Here is an 18,078-nt window from a genome sequence, read left to right as displayed (position 1 = left end):
CGGGAGGCGACCGCCCGGGCCGCGTCATCCGGGTGGACCGCAACCTCGTCCTGGTGGCTGAGGGCGGCGGAACCGCCCACCTGCCCTACCCGCGCGGCGGGGAGCTTCCCGCCACCGGGGACTGGGTTTGGCTGGGTCCGAACGCGGCGGGGGAGCCCGCCATCGTGGGCATCCTGCCCCGCCACTCGGAGCTGAGCCGCAAGCGTGCCTTCGAGGCCTCGTCCGAGGCGCAGGTCCTTGGCGCCAACATGGACGTCGTCGGGATCGTCGTTCCGGTGGATCGTCCGCTCACGCACAACCGGCTCGAACGGACCCTGGTTGCGGCGTGGGACTCCGGTGCCACACCGCTCGTGATCATCACGAAGGCGGACATCGCGGACCTCGCGGACGACGTCGTGGCGACGGTCGTGCGCCAGGCAGCCGGCGTCGACGTCGTCACCACCTCTGCCGAGAACGGCGATGGCCTCGACGAAGTGCTGGGCCATCTGCCGCCCGGCGGCACGCTGGTGCTGCTGGGGCCCTCCGGCGCCGGAAAATCCACGCTCATCAATGCCCTCGCCGGCGTCCCGGCCCAGGAGACGGGGGCAGTGCGCGCGGGCGACGGCAAGGGCAGGCACACCACCACGTCCCGCGCGCTCGTTCCCCTGCCAGGCGGCGCCGTCCTGATGGACACGCCGGGGGTGCGCGGCTTCGGGGTCTTCGACGCCGAGGGAGGAATGGAGGAGATGTTCGGCGACCTCGAAGAGCTCTTCGAGCACTGCCGCTTCTCGGACTGCGCGCACGGCCGGGAGCCCGGCTGTGCCGTGCAGGCCGCGCTCGCCGACGGCGCACTGGAGGACCGCCGGTGGGCCAGTTACCTGAAGCTGCAACGCGAACTCGCCGCCCTGGCGCGCCGCCACGACGCGGCCGCGCGGCGCGCCTACCAGCGCGAATGGCACCAGAAGATCGCCGTAGCGGGCAAGAGCCAGCGGTCGGCCGAACGGGACAACCACGAGAAAGCGCCGGGCCACGGCAGTGGCAAGGGCGGTCACGGCAGAAAAAACAGTGGCGCGGAGGGTGCGCGGCGGCCCCGCTGAAGCACACCGCCGGGTGGGACAAGGGCGGCGGTGGCGCGCCGGAAGGATTTCCGGCGCGCCACCCATCCAAAATCGTTGTGCTTCCGAAGCCTTATGGGAGCCCCGCGCCGCTGACATAGTCCGGGGTGCTGGTTAGTCTATGAGCTAACTGCTTTATGGCCAGCACACTGACGAACAGTGCGCTGGCCCCGACCAATGTTGCCGCCAACAGTTAGGTAAGCCCGGAAATGGCCGAAGCCATGATCGAGTTCCAGAACGTCACCAAGCAGTACCAGGGCGGTCAGGCCGCCGTTGACGGGCTGACCATGTCCATCGATAAGGGCGCCATCACTGTCTTCGTCGGACCCTCCGGCTGCGGTAAGACCACGTCCCTGCGGATGATCAACCGCATGGTGGAGCCCACGTCCGGCGTCATCACCGTGGACGGGGCCGATGTCACTTCAATCCCTGCCGCGCAGCTGCGGCGGTCCATGGGGTACGTCATGCAGTCCTCAGGGTTGATGCCGCACCGCTCCGTGCTGGACAACATCGCCACCGTTCCCCGGCTCAACGGCGTGTCCAAAGCCGACGCCCGCAAGCGCGCCCAGGAACTGCTCGACGTCGTCGGGCTGGCCTCTTCGCTCGGCAAGCGGTACCCGTCCCAGCTCTCGGGCGGACAGCAGCAGCGCGTGGGCGTGGCCCGGGCACTCGCGGCCGATCCTCCGGTGCTGCTCATGGACGAGCCCTTCAGCGCCGTGGACCCGGTGGTCCGCGATGAACTCCAGAAGGAGCTCCTCCGGCTCCAGCATGACCTGGCCAAGACGATCGTCTTCGTCACCCACGACATCGACGAGGCCACCGTCCTTGGCGACAAAGTGGCCGTGTTCGCCGTCGGCGGCAAGCTGGCGCAGTACGCCGCCCCGGCAGAGATCCTGCGGGCCCCGGCAAACGAGTTTGTGGCCTCCTTCGTGGGCCGTGACCGCGGGTTCCGGCACCTCGCGTTCAGCCCCTCGGACGGTGTCACCATCCACCCCGTCCCCACCCTCACGCCCGATCAGCTCAGGGCTGAGGGCAGCTCCGATGAATGGCAGCTGGTGGTCGACGACTCTCTCCGGCCCTTGGGCTGGGCCGGGCCCCGCAGCGCCGCCGGAACCGCCCCGGCGATGGTTCCTGGAGGCTCCCTGTTCCGGAAGGGTGACACGCTCCGCCGGGCACTGGACGCGGCCCTGTCCTCACCCTCGGGCCTCGGCGTCGCCGTGGACGACGACGGCCGGGTGGCCGGAGTCATCGCAGCCGCCGAAGTCCTCGCCGTCATCGAGTCAGACCGCAACGTCCGGCACGGAGGGCTCTGATGGAGTGGTTCCTGGCCAACAGGGCCGAAGTCTTCAGCCTCGCCGGCCAGCACCTCATCCTGGCCATCCTGCCGATGGTGTTCGGGGTCCTCATAGCCGTTCCGCTGGCCCAGCTCGCCCGGCAGAGCCGCGGGCTCCGGTCCGGCGTGCTCACCGGGTCCTCGCTGCTGTACACGATCCCCTCGCTGGCGCTTTTCATCATCCTGCCGACCATCCTCGGGACCCGGATCCTGGATCCGGTCAACGTGGTGGTGGCCCTGACCATCTACGCCGTCGCCCTGCTGGTGCGCGCCACGCTGGATGCCTTCGACTCGGTGGACGAGGACCTACGGCAGGCCGCCGTCGCCATGGGGTTCAAACCCTTCGCCCGCTTCATGCAGATCGACCTGCCGCTGTCCTTGCCGGTGCTGTTCGCCGGGCTGCGCGTGGTCTCGGTCAGCAATATCTCGCTGGTCAGCGTCGCGGCGCTGCTCGGCATCGGCAACCTCGGAATGCTCTTCACCTCCGGCCTCCAGCGTGACTTCGTCACCGAAGTGGTGGTGGGCATCATCGCCATCCTTCTCCTGGCGCTGCTGATGGACGCCGTCCTGGTCCTGCTCGAACGGCTGCTGACGCCCTGGACCCGCGCCGCGGCGGCCACGGGTGCCGGCACCGGTTCGGGCGCCGGCCCGGACAGGACTGGCCCTGCCGCGGCGGCGATGCGGTTTTCGCGTCCCAAGATAGGAGGGGGAAACGCGTGAGCAACGTCGTCACGGACACCTTTGCCTGGCTCAGCGATCCGCAGAACTGGTCCGGCAGCGCCGGAATCCCGGTGCGCCTGGCCGAACACCTGTTCTACACGGGCCTGGTGATGGTGATCGCCATCGCCATCGCCGTCCCGATCGGCCTGTTCGTCGGGCATACCGGTCGCGGGCGGGTTGCGATCGTGTCAGTCGCAGGCGCGCTGCGCGCCCTGCCCACCCTCGGCTTGCTCACCCTGTTCGTCCTGCTCGCCGGCATCGGGCTGATGCCGCCGATCTGGGCACTCGTGATCCTGACCGTGCCGCCGCTGCTCGCCGGCACCTACGCCGGAATCTCCAGCGTCGACCGCAACATGGTGGATGCCGCCCGCGCCATGGGCATGACCGAGTGGCAGGTCCTGTTCCGGGCGGAATTCCCGAACGCGCTGCCGGTGATGTACGGCGGGTTCCGGACCGGGGTGCTCCAGGTGATCGCCACCGTTTCCGTGGTCGCCTACATCAACCTGGGCGGCCTGGGCCGTTACCTGTTCGACGGGCTCGTGCTCTCCGACTTCCCGCAAATGCTGGGAGGCTCGCTGCTGATCGCCGCCCTTGCCATCAGCGTCGACCTTATCCTTGCCCTTATTCAGAGGCTGTTCCTTTCACGGGGCGCCTCATCCAAGCCGAACCGCAGCCAGCAGGTTGCGGTTGATCTCACAGACCCCGTGATCGCGGAGACTGTTGTTCAAGGAGGTACGTCATGAAGGAATCCCGCCAACGAGGCCTTGGCCGGCGCGCATTCGGCGGCCTGGCCGTCGGCGTCGGCCTGGCCATGGCCCTGTCCGCCTGCGGAGGCTCATCAAACCCGCTGAGCTCGGCCCCGGCCAGCAGCGGTGCCGCCTCCGGTTCCGGCGGTGCCCTGGTGATCGGGTCGGCTGATTTCCCCGAGAGCCAGATCCTCGCCGAGGTCTACGCCGGCGCCCTGAACGCCGCGGGCGTCACCGCCAGCACTAAGCCGAACATCGGCTCGCGCGAGGTCTACATCAAAGCTGTCCAGGACGGCTCGGTGGACGTCGTTCCCGACTACAGCGGCAACCTGCTGCTGTATGTAAACAAGGACGCCACCGAGGTCTCCGCCGAGGACATCGCGAAGGCACTCCCGACCAAGCTCCCGCAGGGCCTGGCCGTGCTCGATGCCTCCAAGGCTGAGGACAAGGACGCCATGGTGGTCACCAAGGCCACGGCCGAGAAGCACCAGCTGAAGTCGATCGAAGACATGGCGAAGGTCTGCGGCGATCTGGTCATCGGCGCCCCGGCGACCTTCGCCGAGCGCGCCTACGGCCTGCCGGGCCTGGCGAAGAACTACAACTGCGTGCCCAAGAAACTCGAGCCGTTCAGCGACGGCGGCGGCGCCGTCACGCTCAAGGCGCTGCTCTCGGACCAGGTCCAGGTCGCGGACATCTACACCACCACCCCGTCCATCCCGGACAACGACCTCGTGGTGCTGGAGGATCCGAAGAACAACTTCATCGCCCAGCAGGTGCTGCCGCTCTACAACACGGCCAAGATGACGGACAAGGCGAAGGAAGCCCTCAACAACGTGTCCAAGGTCCTCACCACGGAAGACCTCATCAACCTCAACCGAGCCGTCAGCGGCAGCCAGAAGCAGAACCCGAAAGATGCCGCCGACGCGTGGCTGAAAGAAAAGGGCCTCGCCCAGCAGTAGACCACTGGCGACCCTGCGACGCCGGTGTCCGGGCTTACAGCCCGGGCGCCGGCGTCGTTGTTGTTACTGCGGCGCCCGCGTGTGAGTCATGTCTCAGCGGAAGAACATCCTCCATATGGCATATTTGATGAATGGCAGAATTCAAGCAGTCCACCAAGCTTCATAATGTCCTTTACGACATCCGTGGACCGATTCTTCAGGCCGCCCAGCAGATGGAGGCGGAGGGTCATCGCATCCTCAAACTGAACATCGGCAACCCGGCCCCGTTCGGGTTTGAAGCGCCGGACGCGATCCTGGTGGACATGATCCGCCACCTGCCGCATGCCCAGGGCTACAGCGACTCGCGCGGCATTTTTTCGGCCCGCACCGCCGTCTCGCAGTACTACCAGACCCGCGGGATCCAGAACATCCACGTGGATGACATCTACCTCGGCAACGGCGTCAGCGAACTGATCACAATGTCGCTCATGGCCCTGCTCGACGACGGCGATGAGGTCCTCATTCCCACCCCGGACTACCCGCTGTGGACGGCCTCGGTTGCCCTGGCCGGCGGGAAGCCCGTGCACTACCTCTGCGACGAGGAATCCGGCTGGCAGCCCGACCTCGAGGACATGGAAGCGAAGATCACGCCGCACACCAAGGGCATCGTGGTCATCAACCCGAACAACCCGACAGGTGCGGTGTACCCGAAGGCGACGCTGAAGAAGATCGTCGCCCTCGCGGAAAAACACGGCCTGGTGCTCTTCGCCGACGAGATCTACGAGAAGATCCTCTACGAAGACGCGGTACACGTAAACCTCGCCTCGCTCACCGGCGACGATGTCCTGTGCCTGACCTTCAGCGGGCTCTCCAAGGCCTACCGGGTCTGCGGCTTCCGGGCCGGCTGGATGGCCATCTCCGGGCCGAAAAAGGCCGCCGCGGACTACCTCGAGGGCATCAACCTGCTGGCCAACATGCGCCTGTGCGCCAATGTGCCGGCCCAGCACGCCATCCAGACCGCCCTCGGCGGTTACCAGAGCATCAACGACCTGATCCTGCCCGGCGGGCGCCTCCTGGAACAGCGGAACAAGGCCTATGACATGCTCAACGCCATCCCGGGCGTCAGCACCCAGCAGGCCCGCGGGGCCATGTATCTGTTCCCGAAGCTGGACCCCGAGGTCTATCACATCCGCGACGACGAGAAATTTGTCCTGGACCTGCTCCGCGAGCAGAAGATTCTTCTGTCCCACGGCAGGGCGTTCAACTGGGTCCGTCCGGACCACTTCCGGATGGTGACGCTGCCTAACGTCAAGGACCTCGAAGAAGCAATCAACCGCATGGCGGACTTCCTGAGCCGGTACAAGGGGAACTAGGCTTCGGTCAGCAGCGGAGTTCGGGGACTCGCCCGCGCAGCGGCTGCACGAAACTGGAAAGAGGCTTTCCATGACAGATGCTGTGATGTTCGAGCGGCACCCCGCCGAGACGCTGCTGGTCGGAAAAAAATTCAAGCTGAAGGACTGCGACCCGGACTCCACCCCGGGCTACCCGGGCGGGAAATCCGACGGCGAGGCGCTCCTGGCAGAGCTCGATGGCAAGCTGACCACCCTGCAGGAGCAGCTTTTCGCCGAATCCCGGTTCGGCGGCACCAGGCGCGTCCTGCTGGTCCTGCAGGCGATGGATACCGCAGGCAAGGGCGGGATCGTCAACCACGTCATGGGCCAGATGGACCCGCAGGGTGTCCAGCTCAAGTCCTTCAAGGCGCCGACCCCGGAGGAGAAATCCTACGATTTCCTCTGGCGGATCGAGAAGGCAGTGCCGGCGGCCGGGATGGTGGGCGTTTTTGACCGCTCGCATTACGAGGACGTCCTGATTCACCGGGTCCACCGCTGGGCAAGCCCCGAGGAACTGGAGCGGCGCTACAAGGCCATCAACGAATTCGAGGCAAGGCAGGCGGCAGCCGGGACCACGGTGGTCAAGGTCATGCTCAACATCAGCCGGGACGAGCAGAAGGACCGGCTGCTCGCCAGGCTGGATGACGAAACCAAGGTGTGGAAGTACAGCAGCACCGACCTCAAGGAGCGCGCCTTCTGGGGCGACTACATGGATGCGTACCAGGAGGCGTTCGAGAAAACGGCCACTGACATCGCGCCCTGGTACGTCGTGCCGGCCAACAAGAAGTGGTACGCCCGCATCGCGGTGCAGCAGCTGATGCTGGACGCCCTGGAAGGGCTGAAGCTGCAGTGGCCGGATCCGGAGTTCGACGTCGATCTGGAACGGGATCTGGTCGAACGCTCCTAATACGGAGGGAACCGGCGGCGTGCCGGTGCCTAGTTCTTGTCCGCGGCCTGGTCCCGGGCGGCGGCGAGCCGCTTGCGGGCGCCTTCCAGCCACTGTTCGCAGCGCTTGGCCAGCGCTTCGCCGCGTTCCCACAGCGCGAGCGATTCCTCCAGGCTTGCGCCGCCGGCCTCCAGCTTGCCCACCACGGCGACCAGCTGCTCGCGGGCGTCCTCGTAGCTGAGGGCCTCGATGTCGGCGTTCGGGTTGGGTTCTGCTGCCATGTGGGTGCTCCTTGGTTGTCGCGGTTTGTGCCGCGGTGACGCTGTCTGTGGTGCTGACCGTGGTGCCTGTTCGGGGCGCTGACGGGTGGCCGTGTTGGCGCTGACGGGTGGCCGTGTGGCCACGACCGTCCGCCTGGGTTATTCCTCGGCCGGTTCCTGGCCGCCGGTGGATTGGGCGGTGAACCGGCCGCCGGCCACCCGAACCGTGAGGTCCGTGCCGGCGGGCGCCTGGGACGGATGGCGCACAACGTCCCGGTGCGCTGCGGGGGCGTTTCCGGCGCCGGCGAGCTGGACCACCGCGTAGCCGCGATCCAGTGTCTTTTGCGGCGAGAGTGCACGCACCTGCGCCTTGAGGTGGACCAGTTGGTCCGCTGCCCGCACGACGGCGGCGCTGATCGCCGAGTGCGAGCGGACCTTGAGCCGTTCGACGTCCTCGTGGCGCTGGCTGATCATGACGTCGGGGGAGAGCAGCACGGGGCGCGAACGCAGGGAGGCCAGCCGGTCGCCCTCGCGTTCAACGAGCCGGGTGACTCCGCGACGGAGCTGGTCCCGTGCCTGCCGGACCCTGACAAGCTCCTCGGCGACGTCGGGAACTATCCTCTTCGCGGCGTCGGTGGGCGTTGATGCCCTGAGGTCTGCGACGTCATCGAGGATAGGCCGGTCCGCTTCGTGCCCGATCGCGCTCACCACGGGGGTGGACGCGTCAGCGACGGCCCGGATGAGCTCCTCGCTGCTGAACGGCAACAGGTCCTCGAGGGCGCCCCCGCCGCGGGCGATGACGATGACGTCGACCACGGGGTGGGCGTCGAGTTCCCGCAAGGCCGCGATCATCTGGGCTACGGCGGTGTTCCCCTGGACCGCTACTTCGCGGATCTCGAATTCGACGGCCGGCCAGCGCAGGGCGGCATTGCGCAGCACATCCTTCTTGGCGTCAGAGTCGCGGCCGGTGATCAGGCCGATCCGGTGCGGGAGCAGGGGAAGCCGCTTTTTGCGGGAATCGGCAAAGAGTCCTTCGGTGGCGAGGGCCTGGCGCAGCCGCTCGATCCTGGCCAGGAGGTCGCCGAGGCCCACGGGCCGGATGTCCTTCACGGACATGTTCAGCCGGCCCGTCTTGAGCCAAAATTCGGCCTTGATCAGGGCTACAACCCGGGAACCGCGTTCGAGCGGGGCGGCCTGGCGGTCCAGCACTGTGGTCCAGACCGATGCCGGCAGCGAGATTTCGGCGTCGATGTCCCGCAGTGTCAGGTAGGCGTTGCTGCCACGCCGGTTGAGCTCGATTACCTGCCCCTCAACCCACGCCGAGGGCGCGCGGTCGATATGCATCTTGAGCTTCTGGGACAGCAACTGCAGCGGCCAGGGGTTGTCCGGACTGGTTTGGGCCGCGGTGGCCGGTAGCGTGGTTGCTGCCGACGCGTCCTCAGGCATGCGTGGGCTCCATGGCCGGAAGTGCCTGGTGGAGTGCCTTGTGCATATGTGTGCGTGTCCTTTGCTGCGTGCCGGTTACTGCATGTCCTTACACCGGGACTGCCGGCGGCCCGCTTCCCGGCGGGTGGGCCGGCCGGCAGCCGGAAGTTGTCTCTGTCAACTCTATCCATAGCTCACCACCGGGGTCCGACTTTATGGCCGCGCCCGGCCCCGCCCTAGGATGGGAGGGATGCCATCAACCTCCTAGGAATCCCTTGCGCACTTTTGTCTCTGCCGTCGCCGTCCTCATCGGGCTCCTGATGGCAGCCGTCGCCGTTCCAGCCATGTGGGTGGACCAGAACATCGTCCAGGAAGAGGGCTTCGTCGCCCTGACCGCGCCGCTGGGCAAGGACCCGGCGTTCCAGCAGCGGCTGGCCGCGGCCGCCGTCGACGGACTGGCCGCCAGCGCCGGCATTCCCGAAGCCTTCACGGAGCTGGCCCGGCCGGTCCTGGACAGCGCGGCGCGCTCGCTGACGGGACTGCCCGGCTACCCCGACGCCTGGGCTGAAACCCTGCGCAGGAGCCACCGCCTCACGTTCGCGGACCCCAGCACGCTGCCGCCGGAGGTTGACGGCACGTCCTCGCTCACCCTGGATGTCGCGCCGCTTGCCGGGCTGGTGGCCAAGCAGGTCACTGCGGCGACCACCCTTCCGCTGGAGGCGCCCGGCCAGGTGCTGATCCATATCGGGCAGTCCGACCAGCGCCAGATGATCGAACGCGTTACCGTCTACGCCCCGATGGGCTACGCCGTTGCCGTCGGCTCGGCCATCGCCTTCATTCTGGCGTTCGTTGCGGCCCGACGCCGGTGGACCGTGCTGGTCGGGATGGGCGTTGGAACGCTGGTGCTCGCGGGGGTGTGGAAGCTGGCCAGCGACGCCGCCGGCGCCGCGGTCGCCGGGACCTCGAGCGGTAACGATGTGGCGGAGCTGTTCAAGAACGAGTTCGTCGCGGCGTGCTCTGCCAGCTTCGGCCAGTGGATCGTCGCTGCTGCCGTCGCGGGAGCGGCACTGGTAGCCACGGGAGTGGCTGTCCGGGTCGCCGGCGGGCGCAAACGGGGCAGGATTGAACACCGGTAGCATGGGAGCATGACCACCACCGCTGTCTCCGTTCCGATGCCATCCGTTCCGCGCAGGCGGCGTTCACCGGAAGACGTCCTGGCCGCGGCCCCGGTCGCCGGTCCCAAAAAGGTCCTTCTGGCAGCCCCGCGCGGCTACTGTGCCGGCGTGGACCGTGCAGTCATCGCGGTGGAAAAGGCCCTGGAACACTACGGCCCGCCGGTCTACGTCCGCAAGCAGATCGTGCACAACGTCCATGTGGTCAGCTCACTGGAGGAAAAGGGCGCCATCTTCGTCGATGAAACCGACGAGGTCCCGGAAGGCGCCCTCGTCATCTTTTCCGCGCACGGAGTCTCGCCCGCCGTCGTCCAGTCCGCCGAGGACCGCGGCCTGCGCACCATTGACGCGACCTGCCCGCTGGTCACCAAGGTGCACCGCGAAGCCGTCCGGTTCGCCAAGGATGACTTCGACATCCTGCTGATCGGCCACGACGGCCATGAGGAAGTCGAAGGCACCGCCGGCGAGGCCCCCGAACACATCCAGATCATCAACGGCCCGCACGAGGTCGACAAGGTCACGGTCCGCGACCCGGAGAAGGTCATCTGGCTCTCGCAGACCACCCTCAGCGTGGACGAAACCATGGAGACCGTACGCCTGCTCAAGCAGCGGTTCCCCACCCTGCAGGACCCGCCCAGCGACGACATCTGCTACGCCACCACCAACCGCCAGGTGGCCATCAAGAAGATCTCGCCCCAGGCGGATCTGGTGATCGTGGTGGGTTCCGCCAACTCCTCAAACTCCGTCCGCCTCGTGGAGGTGGCACTGGAATACGGCGCCAAGGCCTCCTACCGGGTCGACTTCGCCAATGAGGTTGACGAGACGTGGTTCGAGGGCGTCGCCACGGTGGGCGTGACGTCGGGGGCCTCCGTCCCGGAAGTCCTCGTCAAGGACGTGCTGCGGCTCCTCGCCGACTACGGCTACGGATCGGTCGAGGAAGTCGTCACGGCCGAGGAAGACCTCCTGTTCTCCCTGCCGAAGGAGCTCCGGGCCACCCTGAAGCAGGCCGGCGACGTCACCCGCGCCCTCGGCGGCCGCGGCACCCGCCCCGAACAGTCCTAGGCCCCGAACAGTCCAAAGCACTGGACAGTCCTGGGCGCTGAGGCCTAGGCGCAGTGCACCTAGGCCGCGGACTCTTCTGACTCGTCACGGGACTGAAGTTCCGGGGCTGCGACTGCCCGCGGCGTGACTTCGACGGCGGGCGGAGTGGCCAGTCCGGCGGTTTCCAGGGCGTTGAGTTTCCTCGCGGTGGGCAGGACGCGGGCCTCAAGGGTCCCGACCATGGAGTTGTACCGCTCAACCGACGTCTTCAGCGAGGACCCCAGCTTGGTGACGTTCTCGCCGAGCGTGCCCATCCGGTCGTAGAGCTGCCGGGCGAGCTCGAAGAGTTCCCGGGCGCTGTCCGTCAACACGTCCTGCCGCCACGTGAACGCCACCGACTTCAGCACCGCCAGCAGGGTCCCGGGGGAGGCCAGGACGACGTTCTTGGCCAGTGCGTAGTCCAGCAGGGCCGGGTCGGCTGTGAGGGCGGCGGCCAGGATCGATTCCGCCGGCAGGAAGCAGACCACCAGCTCCGGAGAGTTGCCTGGGATGTCCCAGTACTTCTTGCTGCCCAGCGCGTCCACATGGGCCTTTAGGGCCTTGGCATGGGCGGCGAGGTGCGCCTGCTGGCTGCCGGGCAGCTGCGAGGACTGCTGGCCTGCCTGGGCGGCGCCGAGGTCCTGGGCGGCAAGGTACGACGCCAGAGGGACCTTTGCGTCGACCACCAGCTGCTTGTCGCCGGGCAGCTGCACCACGAGGTCGGGCCGGAGGCTGCCGTCCGTGCCGGAGCTGTGGGCCTGCCCGCTGTGGAGCTGTTCGTGGAAGTCCACGTGCCGCAGCATGCCTGCCGCCTCGACCACCCGGCGCAGCTGGACCTCGCCCCACTGGCCGCGGGCGCTGTTGGAGCGCAGGGCGGACTCCAGCGCATGCGTGGACCGCAGCAGCTGCTCATCGGACAGGCGGGCCTCCTGCAGTTGCTGGGCCAGTTGGCCGTACTGCTCCAGCCGGTCGCGTTCGAGCAGGGATACCTGCTGCTGCACGGCGGTGAGCTTTTCCGCCACGGGCGCCAGCGCACGGAGCACACTGCCGTCATGGTTCCGGGACTCGCCGAGCTCGCGGTTCTGGGCCGCGAGCAGGCGCCTCTCGGCGTCGGCGGCGGCGAACTGGGCGCTGACGTCGGACAGCCGGGCTGACACGCCGTCGAAGTCCTGTTCCACGGCCAGGTAGCGCCGGCGCAGCAGGACATAGACGACGGCGGCGCCCGTGACGGCGCCCGTAAGCAGCATGAGCAGGGCGAGAATCAGTGAAAAAGCTTCCATGCCTTCACTGTGGCATGCCCCTGTGACAGTTTTGGTTTCGACGCCCGGAACACCCGGAACATCCCGGGACACCGTGGGATGTACCCGCCGCAACACCCCGACATCGCCCCGCGACCGCCCCCACACCGCCCCGCGCCCGCGCCGGCACCCTGCCGCCCCACAGGTGTAGCCACGGGCCCGCAGCAACGGCCGGCCGCTGGTGCGGGTAGAATATATGCTCGTGGCTCTTACTATTGGCATCGTCGGACTGCCCAACGTCGGCAAATCAACCCTTTTCAACGCACTGACCCGAAACCAGGTCCTCGCGGCGAACTATCCGTTCGCCACGATCGAGCCCAACATCGGCGTCGTGAACCTGCCGGATGCCCGGCTTGAAAAGCTGGCCGGCATCTTCGGCTCCGCCCGCCTGCTGCCCGCCGCCGTGTCCTTCGTGGACATCGCCGGCATCGTCAAGGGCGCCTCCGAGGGCGAGGGCCTCGGCAACCAGTTCCTCGCCAACATCCGCGAGGCCGAGGCCATCGCGCAGGTTGTCCGCGTGTTCGATGACCCGGACGTCATCCACGTCGACGGCAAGGTCGATCCCAGCTCCGACATGGAGACGATCAACACCGAGCTGATCCTGGCCGATCTGCAGACCATCGAAAAGGCCATCCCGCGGATCGAAAAAGAAGTCAAGATCAAGAAGCGGGAGGCGGCAGAGCTGGCGGCCATCCTGGCGGCGCAGGCAGTGCTGGAACGCGGCGACACCATCTTCTCTTCCATCAAGAGCGACAAGCTGGAGATGGAGCACCTCAAGGAACTCGGCCTGCTCACGGCCAAGCCTTTCATCTATGTCTTCAACTCCGACGAGGGAATCCTCGGCAGCCCGGAGAAGCAGGCGGAACTGCGTGCCCTCGTGGCCCCTGCCGACGCCATCTTCCTGGACGCCAAGCTCGAGTCCGACCTGGTGGAGCTCGACGAGGCAGAAGCCCGCGAGATGCTGGAAATGAACGGCCAGGATGAATCCGGGCTGGACCAGCTGGCCCGCGTCGGCTTCCACACCCTCGGACTGCAGACCTACCTGACGGCCGGCCCCAAGGAAACCCGCGCGTGGACCATCCGCCAGGGCGACACCGCCCCGCAGGCGGCCGGCGTGATCCACTCCGATTTCCAGCGCGGTTTCATCAAGGCCGAGGTCGTCTCCTTCGATGACCTGATCGAGGCCGGTTCCATGGCCGAGGCGAAGGCCCGTGGCAAGGTCCGGATCGAAGGCAAGGAATACATCATGGCCGACGGCGACGTCGTTGAATTCCGCTTCAACGTCTAGTTCCTGACCTCTCTGAGGCCTTAGAGGCGCGGGGCTAGAAAGTGCGGCTCAACGCGCCACGGTCCGGTGACCGGCATCAAGGCGCCGGGTCCAGCCGCGAGAGTCCAGATGTTCAAGCAACGGGACTGCGACTCGACGGGTCGTGCCCAGAGTCTGGCGCGCTTGGCTCGTGGTGAAGGGCTGCTCCAGACCGGCCAGTAGGCGCATCGCAAGGGCGGGGGCCGTCGGCAGTAGAACCACCCCATCGCGCAACCGCAGCAGACGCCCGGTGCGCTCCGCCGCCGCGAGCTCGCGGGCGCCCAAGCCCAGTGCGGCCAACTCCTGGGCTTCGGGGGCGTGAAACGGATGTGCGGTCAGCGTGCGCTCCACCTCGGCGATCGCTGGCTCTGCGGCGCCGAGAGAATCTCGGCTGCCAGGCAGCCGGACGTGGCCGCCCTCCGCTTCCAGCCGTGCGCCGCGGATGACGTGGGACAGCAGCCTCTCCTCGGGCAACTGCAGTAGGTCCCGCGCCGCGCCCAAGGACATTCCGGCGGCCAGCGGGTCACGTTCCTGCAATGCCTGGACCGCGGCGCGCAGCCGTTCCTGCCATGCCTCGAGGACAGGCGCATGCACCCACCAATCACCGATGACCTGGACCTCCGGGGGCGCGGCCGTCTCGGGACCGGGCAACAGCCCCAGCCGGTGAAGGTGTTCTGCCCGAACTGCTCCGCGGGCGGCGACTTCACCGAGCACGTCGCCGGCGGGGTCGAGGCCGGAAAGCCGCTCCGCCCAGCGGGCGCCGTCGCCCCGCCGCCGCAGGGAAGGCGGATCGGCGTCGAGGATACGCGCCCCACCCAGCACTGACCGGCTTCCGGGGTCGCGCAGCACCAGCCGGTCGCCGAGAACGAGGGGCAGTTGCCTGTCAAGGACGAGCCGGGCGTGATCCGCGCCGAATGGCCGTAAACGGGCAGGCACGGACGCGGTGCCAACGTGCACCATGAGCTGTTCGGGCACAGCCGTATAGGCCACCCCTGTCGTGCGCTGAATACCGACGACGCCGGTCGTGGGCCACGCATCCGGGGTCAGCAGCGCATCTCCCCGGCGGATGTCCGTGGCGGCAACGTCCCGTAGGTTCAACGCCACCCGGCTGACGGGCTGCACGGACGCAAAGGCGGTGTCCCTGCTTTGCAAACCGCGGACCACCACGGCCCGGGAACCGTCGTGGCTGAGCAGCTGGAGCCGGTCACCCCGTTCGAGTGTTCCTGCCGCCAGCGTTCCGGTCACTACCGTTCCCGAACCGGAAATCGTGAACGAGCGGTCAACCCACAACCGGACCCGCCCTGAGGTGGCGGGGGCGGGCACGCGGGCCAGGACACCGTCGAGTGCTGAACGCAGGTCGGCCAGACCGGTACCGTCAAGAGCGGATACGGCAACTGCGGGGGCTTCCCTCAGGCCCGTGCCGGCCAGCTCCGTGCGGCTCCGCGAGAGCACGTCCGCGATCCGACGGCTGGACGCCCGGTCCGCACGGCTTAGCACGACCACGCCGTGTTCTATTCCAAGCGCAGCGACGGCATCCCGGTGATCACTTGACTGCGCCTGCCAACCCTCGTCCGCGGCGACGACGAAGCAGACCACCGGGGCCGGTCCGATTCCGGCAAGCATGTTTCCCAGGAAGCGTTCGTGGCCCGGTACGTCGACGAACGCTACATTCTGTCCGGACGGGAACGTGGTCCAGGCGTAACCTAGGTCGATGGTCAGCCCGCGGCGCCGTTCTTCCTCCCAACGGTCCGGCTCCATGCCGGTGAGGGCGCGAACTAGGGTGCTTTTGCCGGAATCGACGTGCCCGGCGGTGGCTACGACGTACACTCCTCAGCCCACCCCGCCTGCGTCCGCGGCCTTGAAGGCTGCCAGCGCTTTCCGTATCGCGTCGAGAATCCTGTCGTCATCCGCCGGGGCGATGCAGCGCAGATCGATCAGGCACGAGCCATCGTTGACGCGTGGCAGCACAGCCGGATCACCGGTGCGCAAAAGTCCTGCGAGTCCCTCTGGGAGCCGTAGTGCCCATCCCGGCAGAGGCACTCCCGGGGCGCCGCCGCCACCTACCCGACCGTCATGGGACACCACGGGCACGTCGAGTTCCCGGGCGAGCCGGTCCGTGCGGCGCCGCAAGTGCCCGGCGTCGGCGTGCAGGGCCCGGACAACCGGCGGCGGGCCGCCCGCCAGCGTGGCTTCCAAGGCGGCAAGGGCGAGTTTGTCAGCCCGGACCGCACGGGCGAGCGGGTGGCGGGCCAACCGCGTGATGATTTCCTTGCGGCCCAGCAGCAAGCCAGCCTGTGGGCCGCCGAGTAGCTTGTCACCGCTGGCGATCACGACGTCGGCTCCGCTCACCAAGGCGGAGGCGGCGTCCGGCTCCTCCGGCAGGAAAGGGTCGGGCGACAAGAGCCCGCTGCCCAGGTCGGCCACCAGAGGTACCCCGTGGGCGACGGTCAGCGGGCTGATTTCGTGCAACGGGACAGTGGAGGTAAATCCATCGACCCGGAAGTTGCTGGGATGAACCTTGAGTACGCACCCGGTGTTCGACCCCAGAGCACCGGCGTAGTCGTGTAGGTGGGTGCGGTTGGTCGTACCTACCTCGCGTAGCTTCGCCCCCGTCGACTCCATTAAGTCGGTCAGCCTGAAGCCGGCACCGATCTCGACCAGTTCCCCGCGGCTCACCACCACCTCCCGGCCGGCGGCCAAGGCAGTCGTGGCCAACACCAGCGCTGCGGCGCCGTTGTTCACCACCAGCGCATCCTCAGCCGCGGGACAGGCGGCGAGTAATGCAGCGCGCGCCCCGGCGCCGCGCCCGCTCCGGCTGCCGGTTGCCAAGTCGAGCTCCACGTCAACGTAGCCGCTGGCCGCGATAACAGCTTCCACCGCGTCTTCAGAAAGTGGAGCACGGCCGAGGTTGGTATGGACGATGACGCCGGTTGCGTTGAGCACCGGACGAAGGGTCGTCGCCGTGCGGTCGGCTACGGCGGCGATCAGTGTTCCTTCCACTTGTCCGGGCGGGAGCTCACCACGCCGTGCCTGATCCTGGATTTGACGAACGAGGTTGCGGATGACGCGCTCGTTCAGCCTGCTCCGGGCCTTGGAGACGGCCGGCAGAGCCAGCAGGTCATCGGTGCGCGGAATCAGGCGCCGGGGATCGACCGGGTCCACAGCCCTCCTCTGCTCGCGGCGCTCGGGCCGGAAGTTGGCGGTGGCGGACGGGAATCGAACCCGCCAGGCCGAGATGCTCGGCCGCACCGGTTTTGAAGACCGGGGGGCCCACCAGGACCCGGACGCCACCGGGGCTCAATATAGCAGGGTTGCCTGAAGGAGTACGCTGGGCGGGTGAACGAGGCCCAGACGCCAGTCCAGCAACTCGGTACCGGTGCTGCCGGAACTCTCCGGCTCACCGGCTATGCCCACGGCGGCGGCTGCGCGTGCAAGATTCCGCCCGGCGAACTCGAAGAAGCGGTACGCGGACTCACCGGCCAGCCCGGCGCCGATGTGCTGGTCGGGCTTGACAGCGGCGACGACGCAGCCGCCGTTCTGGTCCGTGGGGACCTGGCCGTATTGTCCACCGCTGACTTTTTCACCCCCGTGGTAGACGACGCCTTCGATTGGGGCCGGATCGCCGCCGCCAATGCGCTCTCCGACATTTACGCGATGGGCGGGCGCCCGATTATGGCGATTAACCTCGTCGGCTGGCCCCGTGGCGTACTGCCGCTGGAATTGATGACCGAGGTACTCCGCGGTGGCCTGAGCGTGGCCGCCGAGGCAGGGTGCCCGGTCATAGGCGGACACACTATCGACGATCCGGAACCGAAGTACGGCATGGCGGTCACCGGCGTCGTCCACCCCGACCGATTGCTGCGGAACGACGCCGCCCGGCCCGGGCTGCCCATCACGCTCACCAAACCGATCGGCGTCGGACTGCTCAACAACCGTCACAAGCAGACCGGCGAAGTGTTCACCGAAGCAGTAAAGACGATGACGCGCCTGAACCGCGACGCCGCCGAGGATGCGGTGGCGGCCGGTGTGCGGGCAGCCACGGACGTGACGGGCTTTGGCTTGCTCGGACACCTGTACAAGATGTGCCGGGCCTCCGGGGTCGGGGCAGTGGTGGACCGGAAAGCGGTGCCGCACGTCGACGGCGCCCGGGAAGCGTTGCGCGATGGGTTTGTCTCCGGCGGAACGCGGCGCAACCTGGACTGGGTGCGGCCCTATCTGCGTGCCGCAGCGGGCGTCACGGAGGACGATCTTCTCCTGCTCGCCGATGCACAGACCTCCGGCGGGCTACTCGTCGTCGGTGAATTGCCGGGCCATCCAGTCATCGGACACACCATCGCGGGCCAGGGCATCGAGATCCGCTGAAACCCGGCCATTCGTCTTCAGCCGCCGGTGGTGATCGCGTCGTCGGTGATTCCGGCCGCACGGCGGC

16 protein-coding genes and 1 tRNA gene are annotated in these 18,078 nt (G+C 67.7%); 11 read left to right on the top strand and 6 right to left on the bottom strand.

Annotated elements, in window-relative coordinates; translation table 11 throughout:
• From rsgA to Y706_RS0105000, 7 genes are all read left to right on the top strand, one after another.
• On the top strand, positions 1 to 1,076 hold a 1,076-nt coding region (rsgA, locus tag Y706_RS23705; RefSeq protein ID WP_084475931.1), incomplete at its 5' end, for a ribosome small subunit-dependent GTPase A.
• A gap of 227 nt (positions 1,077 to 1,303) precedes the next feature.
• Positions 1,304 to 2,407, top strand: coding sequence for an ABC transporter ATP-binding protein (locus tag Y706_RS0105025; RefSeq protein WP_028275720.1), 1,104 nt, complete (start codon positions 1,304 to 1,306; stop codon positions 2,405 to 2,407).
• Positions 2,407 to 3,147, top strand: a complete 741-nt coding sequence (locus tag Y706_RS0105020; RefSeq protein ID WP_028275719.1) for an ABC transporter permease — start codon at positions 2,407 to 2,409, stop codon at positions 3,145 to 3,147. The genes Y706_RS0105025 and Y706_RS0105020 overlap by 1 nt, the downstream gene beginning before the upstream one ends.
• Positions 3,144 to 3,890, top strand: a complete 747-nt coding sequence (locus Y706_RS0105015; protein WP_028275718.1) for an ABC transporter permease — start codon at positions 3,144 to 3,146, stop codon at positions 3,888 to 3,890. The genes Y706_RS0105020 and Y706_RS0105015 overlap by 4 nt, the downstream gene beginning before the upstream one ends.
• Positions 3,887 to 4,852 (top strand): ABC transporter substrate-binding protein, encoded by a 966-nt coding sequence (locus Y706_RS0105010; RefSeq protein ID WP_028275717.1) that lies wholly within the window; start codon positions 3,887 to 3,889, stop codon positions 4,850 to 4,852. Before Y706_RS0105015 ends, Y706_RS0105010 begins: the two co-directional genes overlap by 4 nt.
• 131 nt (positions 4,853 to 4,983) lie before the next feature.
• Entirely contained in the window at positions 4,984 to 6,204 is a 1,221-nt protein-coding gene (locus Y706_RS0105005; protein ID WP_028275716.1) for a pyridoxal phosphate-dependent aminotransferase, read from the top strand.
• 70 nt (positions 6,205 to 6,274) lie between these two features.
• Positions 6,275 to 7,129 carry a polyphosphate kinase 2 family protein gene (locus tag Y706_RS0105000; protein WP_028275715.1) on the top strand — a complete coding sequence of 285 codons (855 nt, stop codon included), beginning with the start codon at positions 6,275 to 6,277 and terminating at the stop codon, positions 7,127 to 7,129.
• Positions 7,130 to 7,158: 29 nt separating this feature from the next.
• Here the strand turns inward: Y706_RS0105000 and Y706_RS0104995 are convergent, their stop codons facing one another.
• Both Y706_RS0104995 and xseA read right to left on the bottom strand, forming a co-directional pair.
• Positions 7,159 to 7,389, bottom strand: coding sequence for an exodeoxyribonuclease VII small subunit (locus tag Y706_RS0104995; RefSeq protein WP_018773784.1), 231 nt, complete (start codon positions 7,387 to 7,389; stop codon positions 7,159 to 7,161).
• A 138-nt stretch (positions 7,390 to 7,527) separates the two neighbouring features.
• Complete coding sequence (gene xseA / locus Y706_RS0104990; RefSeq protein ID WP_028275714.1) at positions 7,528 to 8,814, bottom strand: exodeoxyribonuclease VII large subunit; 1,287 nt, start codon at positions 8,812 to 8,814, stop codon at positions 7,528 to 7,530.
• Positions 8,815 to 9,068: 254 nt separating this feature from the next.
• On the opposite strand from xseA, the gene Y706_RS0104985 reads away from it, so the two are divergent.
• Both Y706_RS0104985 and Y706_RS0104980 read left to right on the top strand, forming a co-directional pair.
• The gene (locus Y706_RS0104985; RefSeq protein WP_028275713.1) at positions 9,069 to 9,929 is read left to right on the top strand and encodes a hypothetical protein; all 861 of its coding nucleotides are present in this window, start codon (positions 9,069 to 9,071) and stop codon (positions 9,927 to 9,929) included.
• A gap of 9 nt (positions 9,930 to 9,938) precedes the next feature.
• Positions 9,939 to 11,027 carry a 4-hydroxy-3-methylbut-2-enyl diphosphate reductase gene (locus Y706_RS0104980; protein WP_028275712.1) on the top strand — a complete coding sequence of 363 codons (1,089 nt, stop codon included), beginning with the start codon at positions 9,939 to 9,941 and terminating at the stop codon, positions 11,025 to 11,027.
• Between the two features lie 59 nt (positions 11,028 to 11,086).
• Here the strand turns inward: Y706_RS0104980 and Y706_RS0104975 are convergent, their stop codons facing one another.
• Positions 11,087 to 12,325 (bottom strand): DNA recombination protein RmuC, encoded by a 1,239-nt coding sequence (locus tag Y706_RS0104975; RefSeq protein WP_028275711.1) that lies wholly within the window; start codon positions 12,323 to 12,325, stop codon positions 11,087 to 11,089.
• Positions 12,326 to 12,545: 220 nt separating this feature from the next.
• Between Y706_RS0104975 and ychF the strand changes: the two genes are divergently transcribed.
• A complete protein-coding gene (gene ychF / locus Y706_RS0104970; RefSeq protein ID WP_028275710.1) occupies positions 12,546 to 13,631 on the top strand; it encodes a redox-regulated ATPase YchF in 1,086 nt (361 codons plus the stop codon).
• Between the two features lie 48 nt (positions 13,632 to 13,679).
• Here ychF and selB read toward each other — a convergent pair whose 3' ends face one another.
• The 3 genes from selB to Y706_RS0104955 form a co-directional block, all read right to left on the bottom strand.
• A complete protein-coding gene (gene selB / locus Y706_RS0104965) occupies positions 13,680 to 15,476 on the bottom strand; it encodes a selenocysteine-specific translation elongation factor (protein ID WP_028275709.1) in 1,797 nt (598 codons plus the stop codon).
• Between the two features lie 3 nt (positions 15,477 to 15,479).
• On the bottom strand, positions 15,480 to 16,811 hold the full coding sequence (gene selA / locus Y706_RS0104960; protein ID WP_028275708.1) for an L-seryl-tRNA(Sec) selenium transferase: 1,332 nt from the start codon (positions 16,809 to 16,811) through the stop codon (positions 15,480 to 15,482).
• A gap of 35 nt (positions 16,812 to 16,846) precedes the next feature.
• Positions 16,847 to 16,941: transfer RNA gene (locus Y706_RS0104955), tRNA-Sec, on the bottom strand.
• 44 nt (positions 16,942 to 16,985) lie between these two features.
• Here Y706_RS0104955 and selD point away from each other — a divergent pair.
• The gene (gene selD / locus Y706_RS0104950; RefSeq protein WP_028275707.1) at positions 16,986 to 18,011 is read left to right on the top strand and encodes a selenide, water dikinase SelD; all 1,026 of its coding nucleotides are present in this window, start codon (positions 16,986 to 16,988) and stop codon (positions 18,009 to 18,011) included.
• Positions 18,012 to 18,078 lie beyond the last annotated feature (67 nt).

It is taken from the genome of Arthrobacter sp. I3 (genome assembly GCF_000520575.1).
Lineage (GTDB): Bacteria > Actinomycetota > Actinomycetes > Actinomycetales > Micrococcaceae > Arthrobacter > Arthrobacter humicola_A.
Note: the sequence above shows the minus strand (reverse complement) of the source record. Positions and strands in the feature narration are given on the sequence as shown.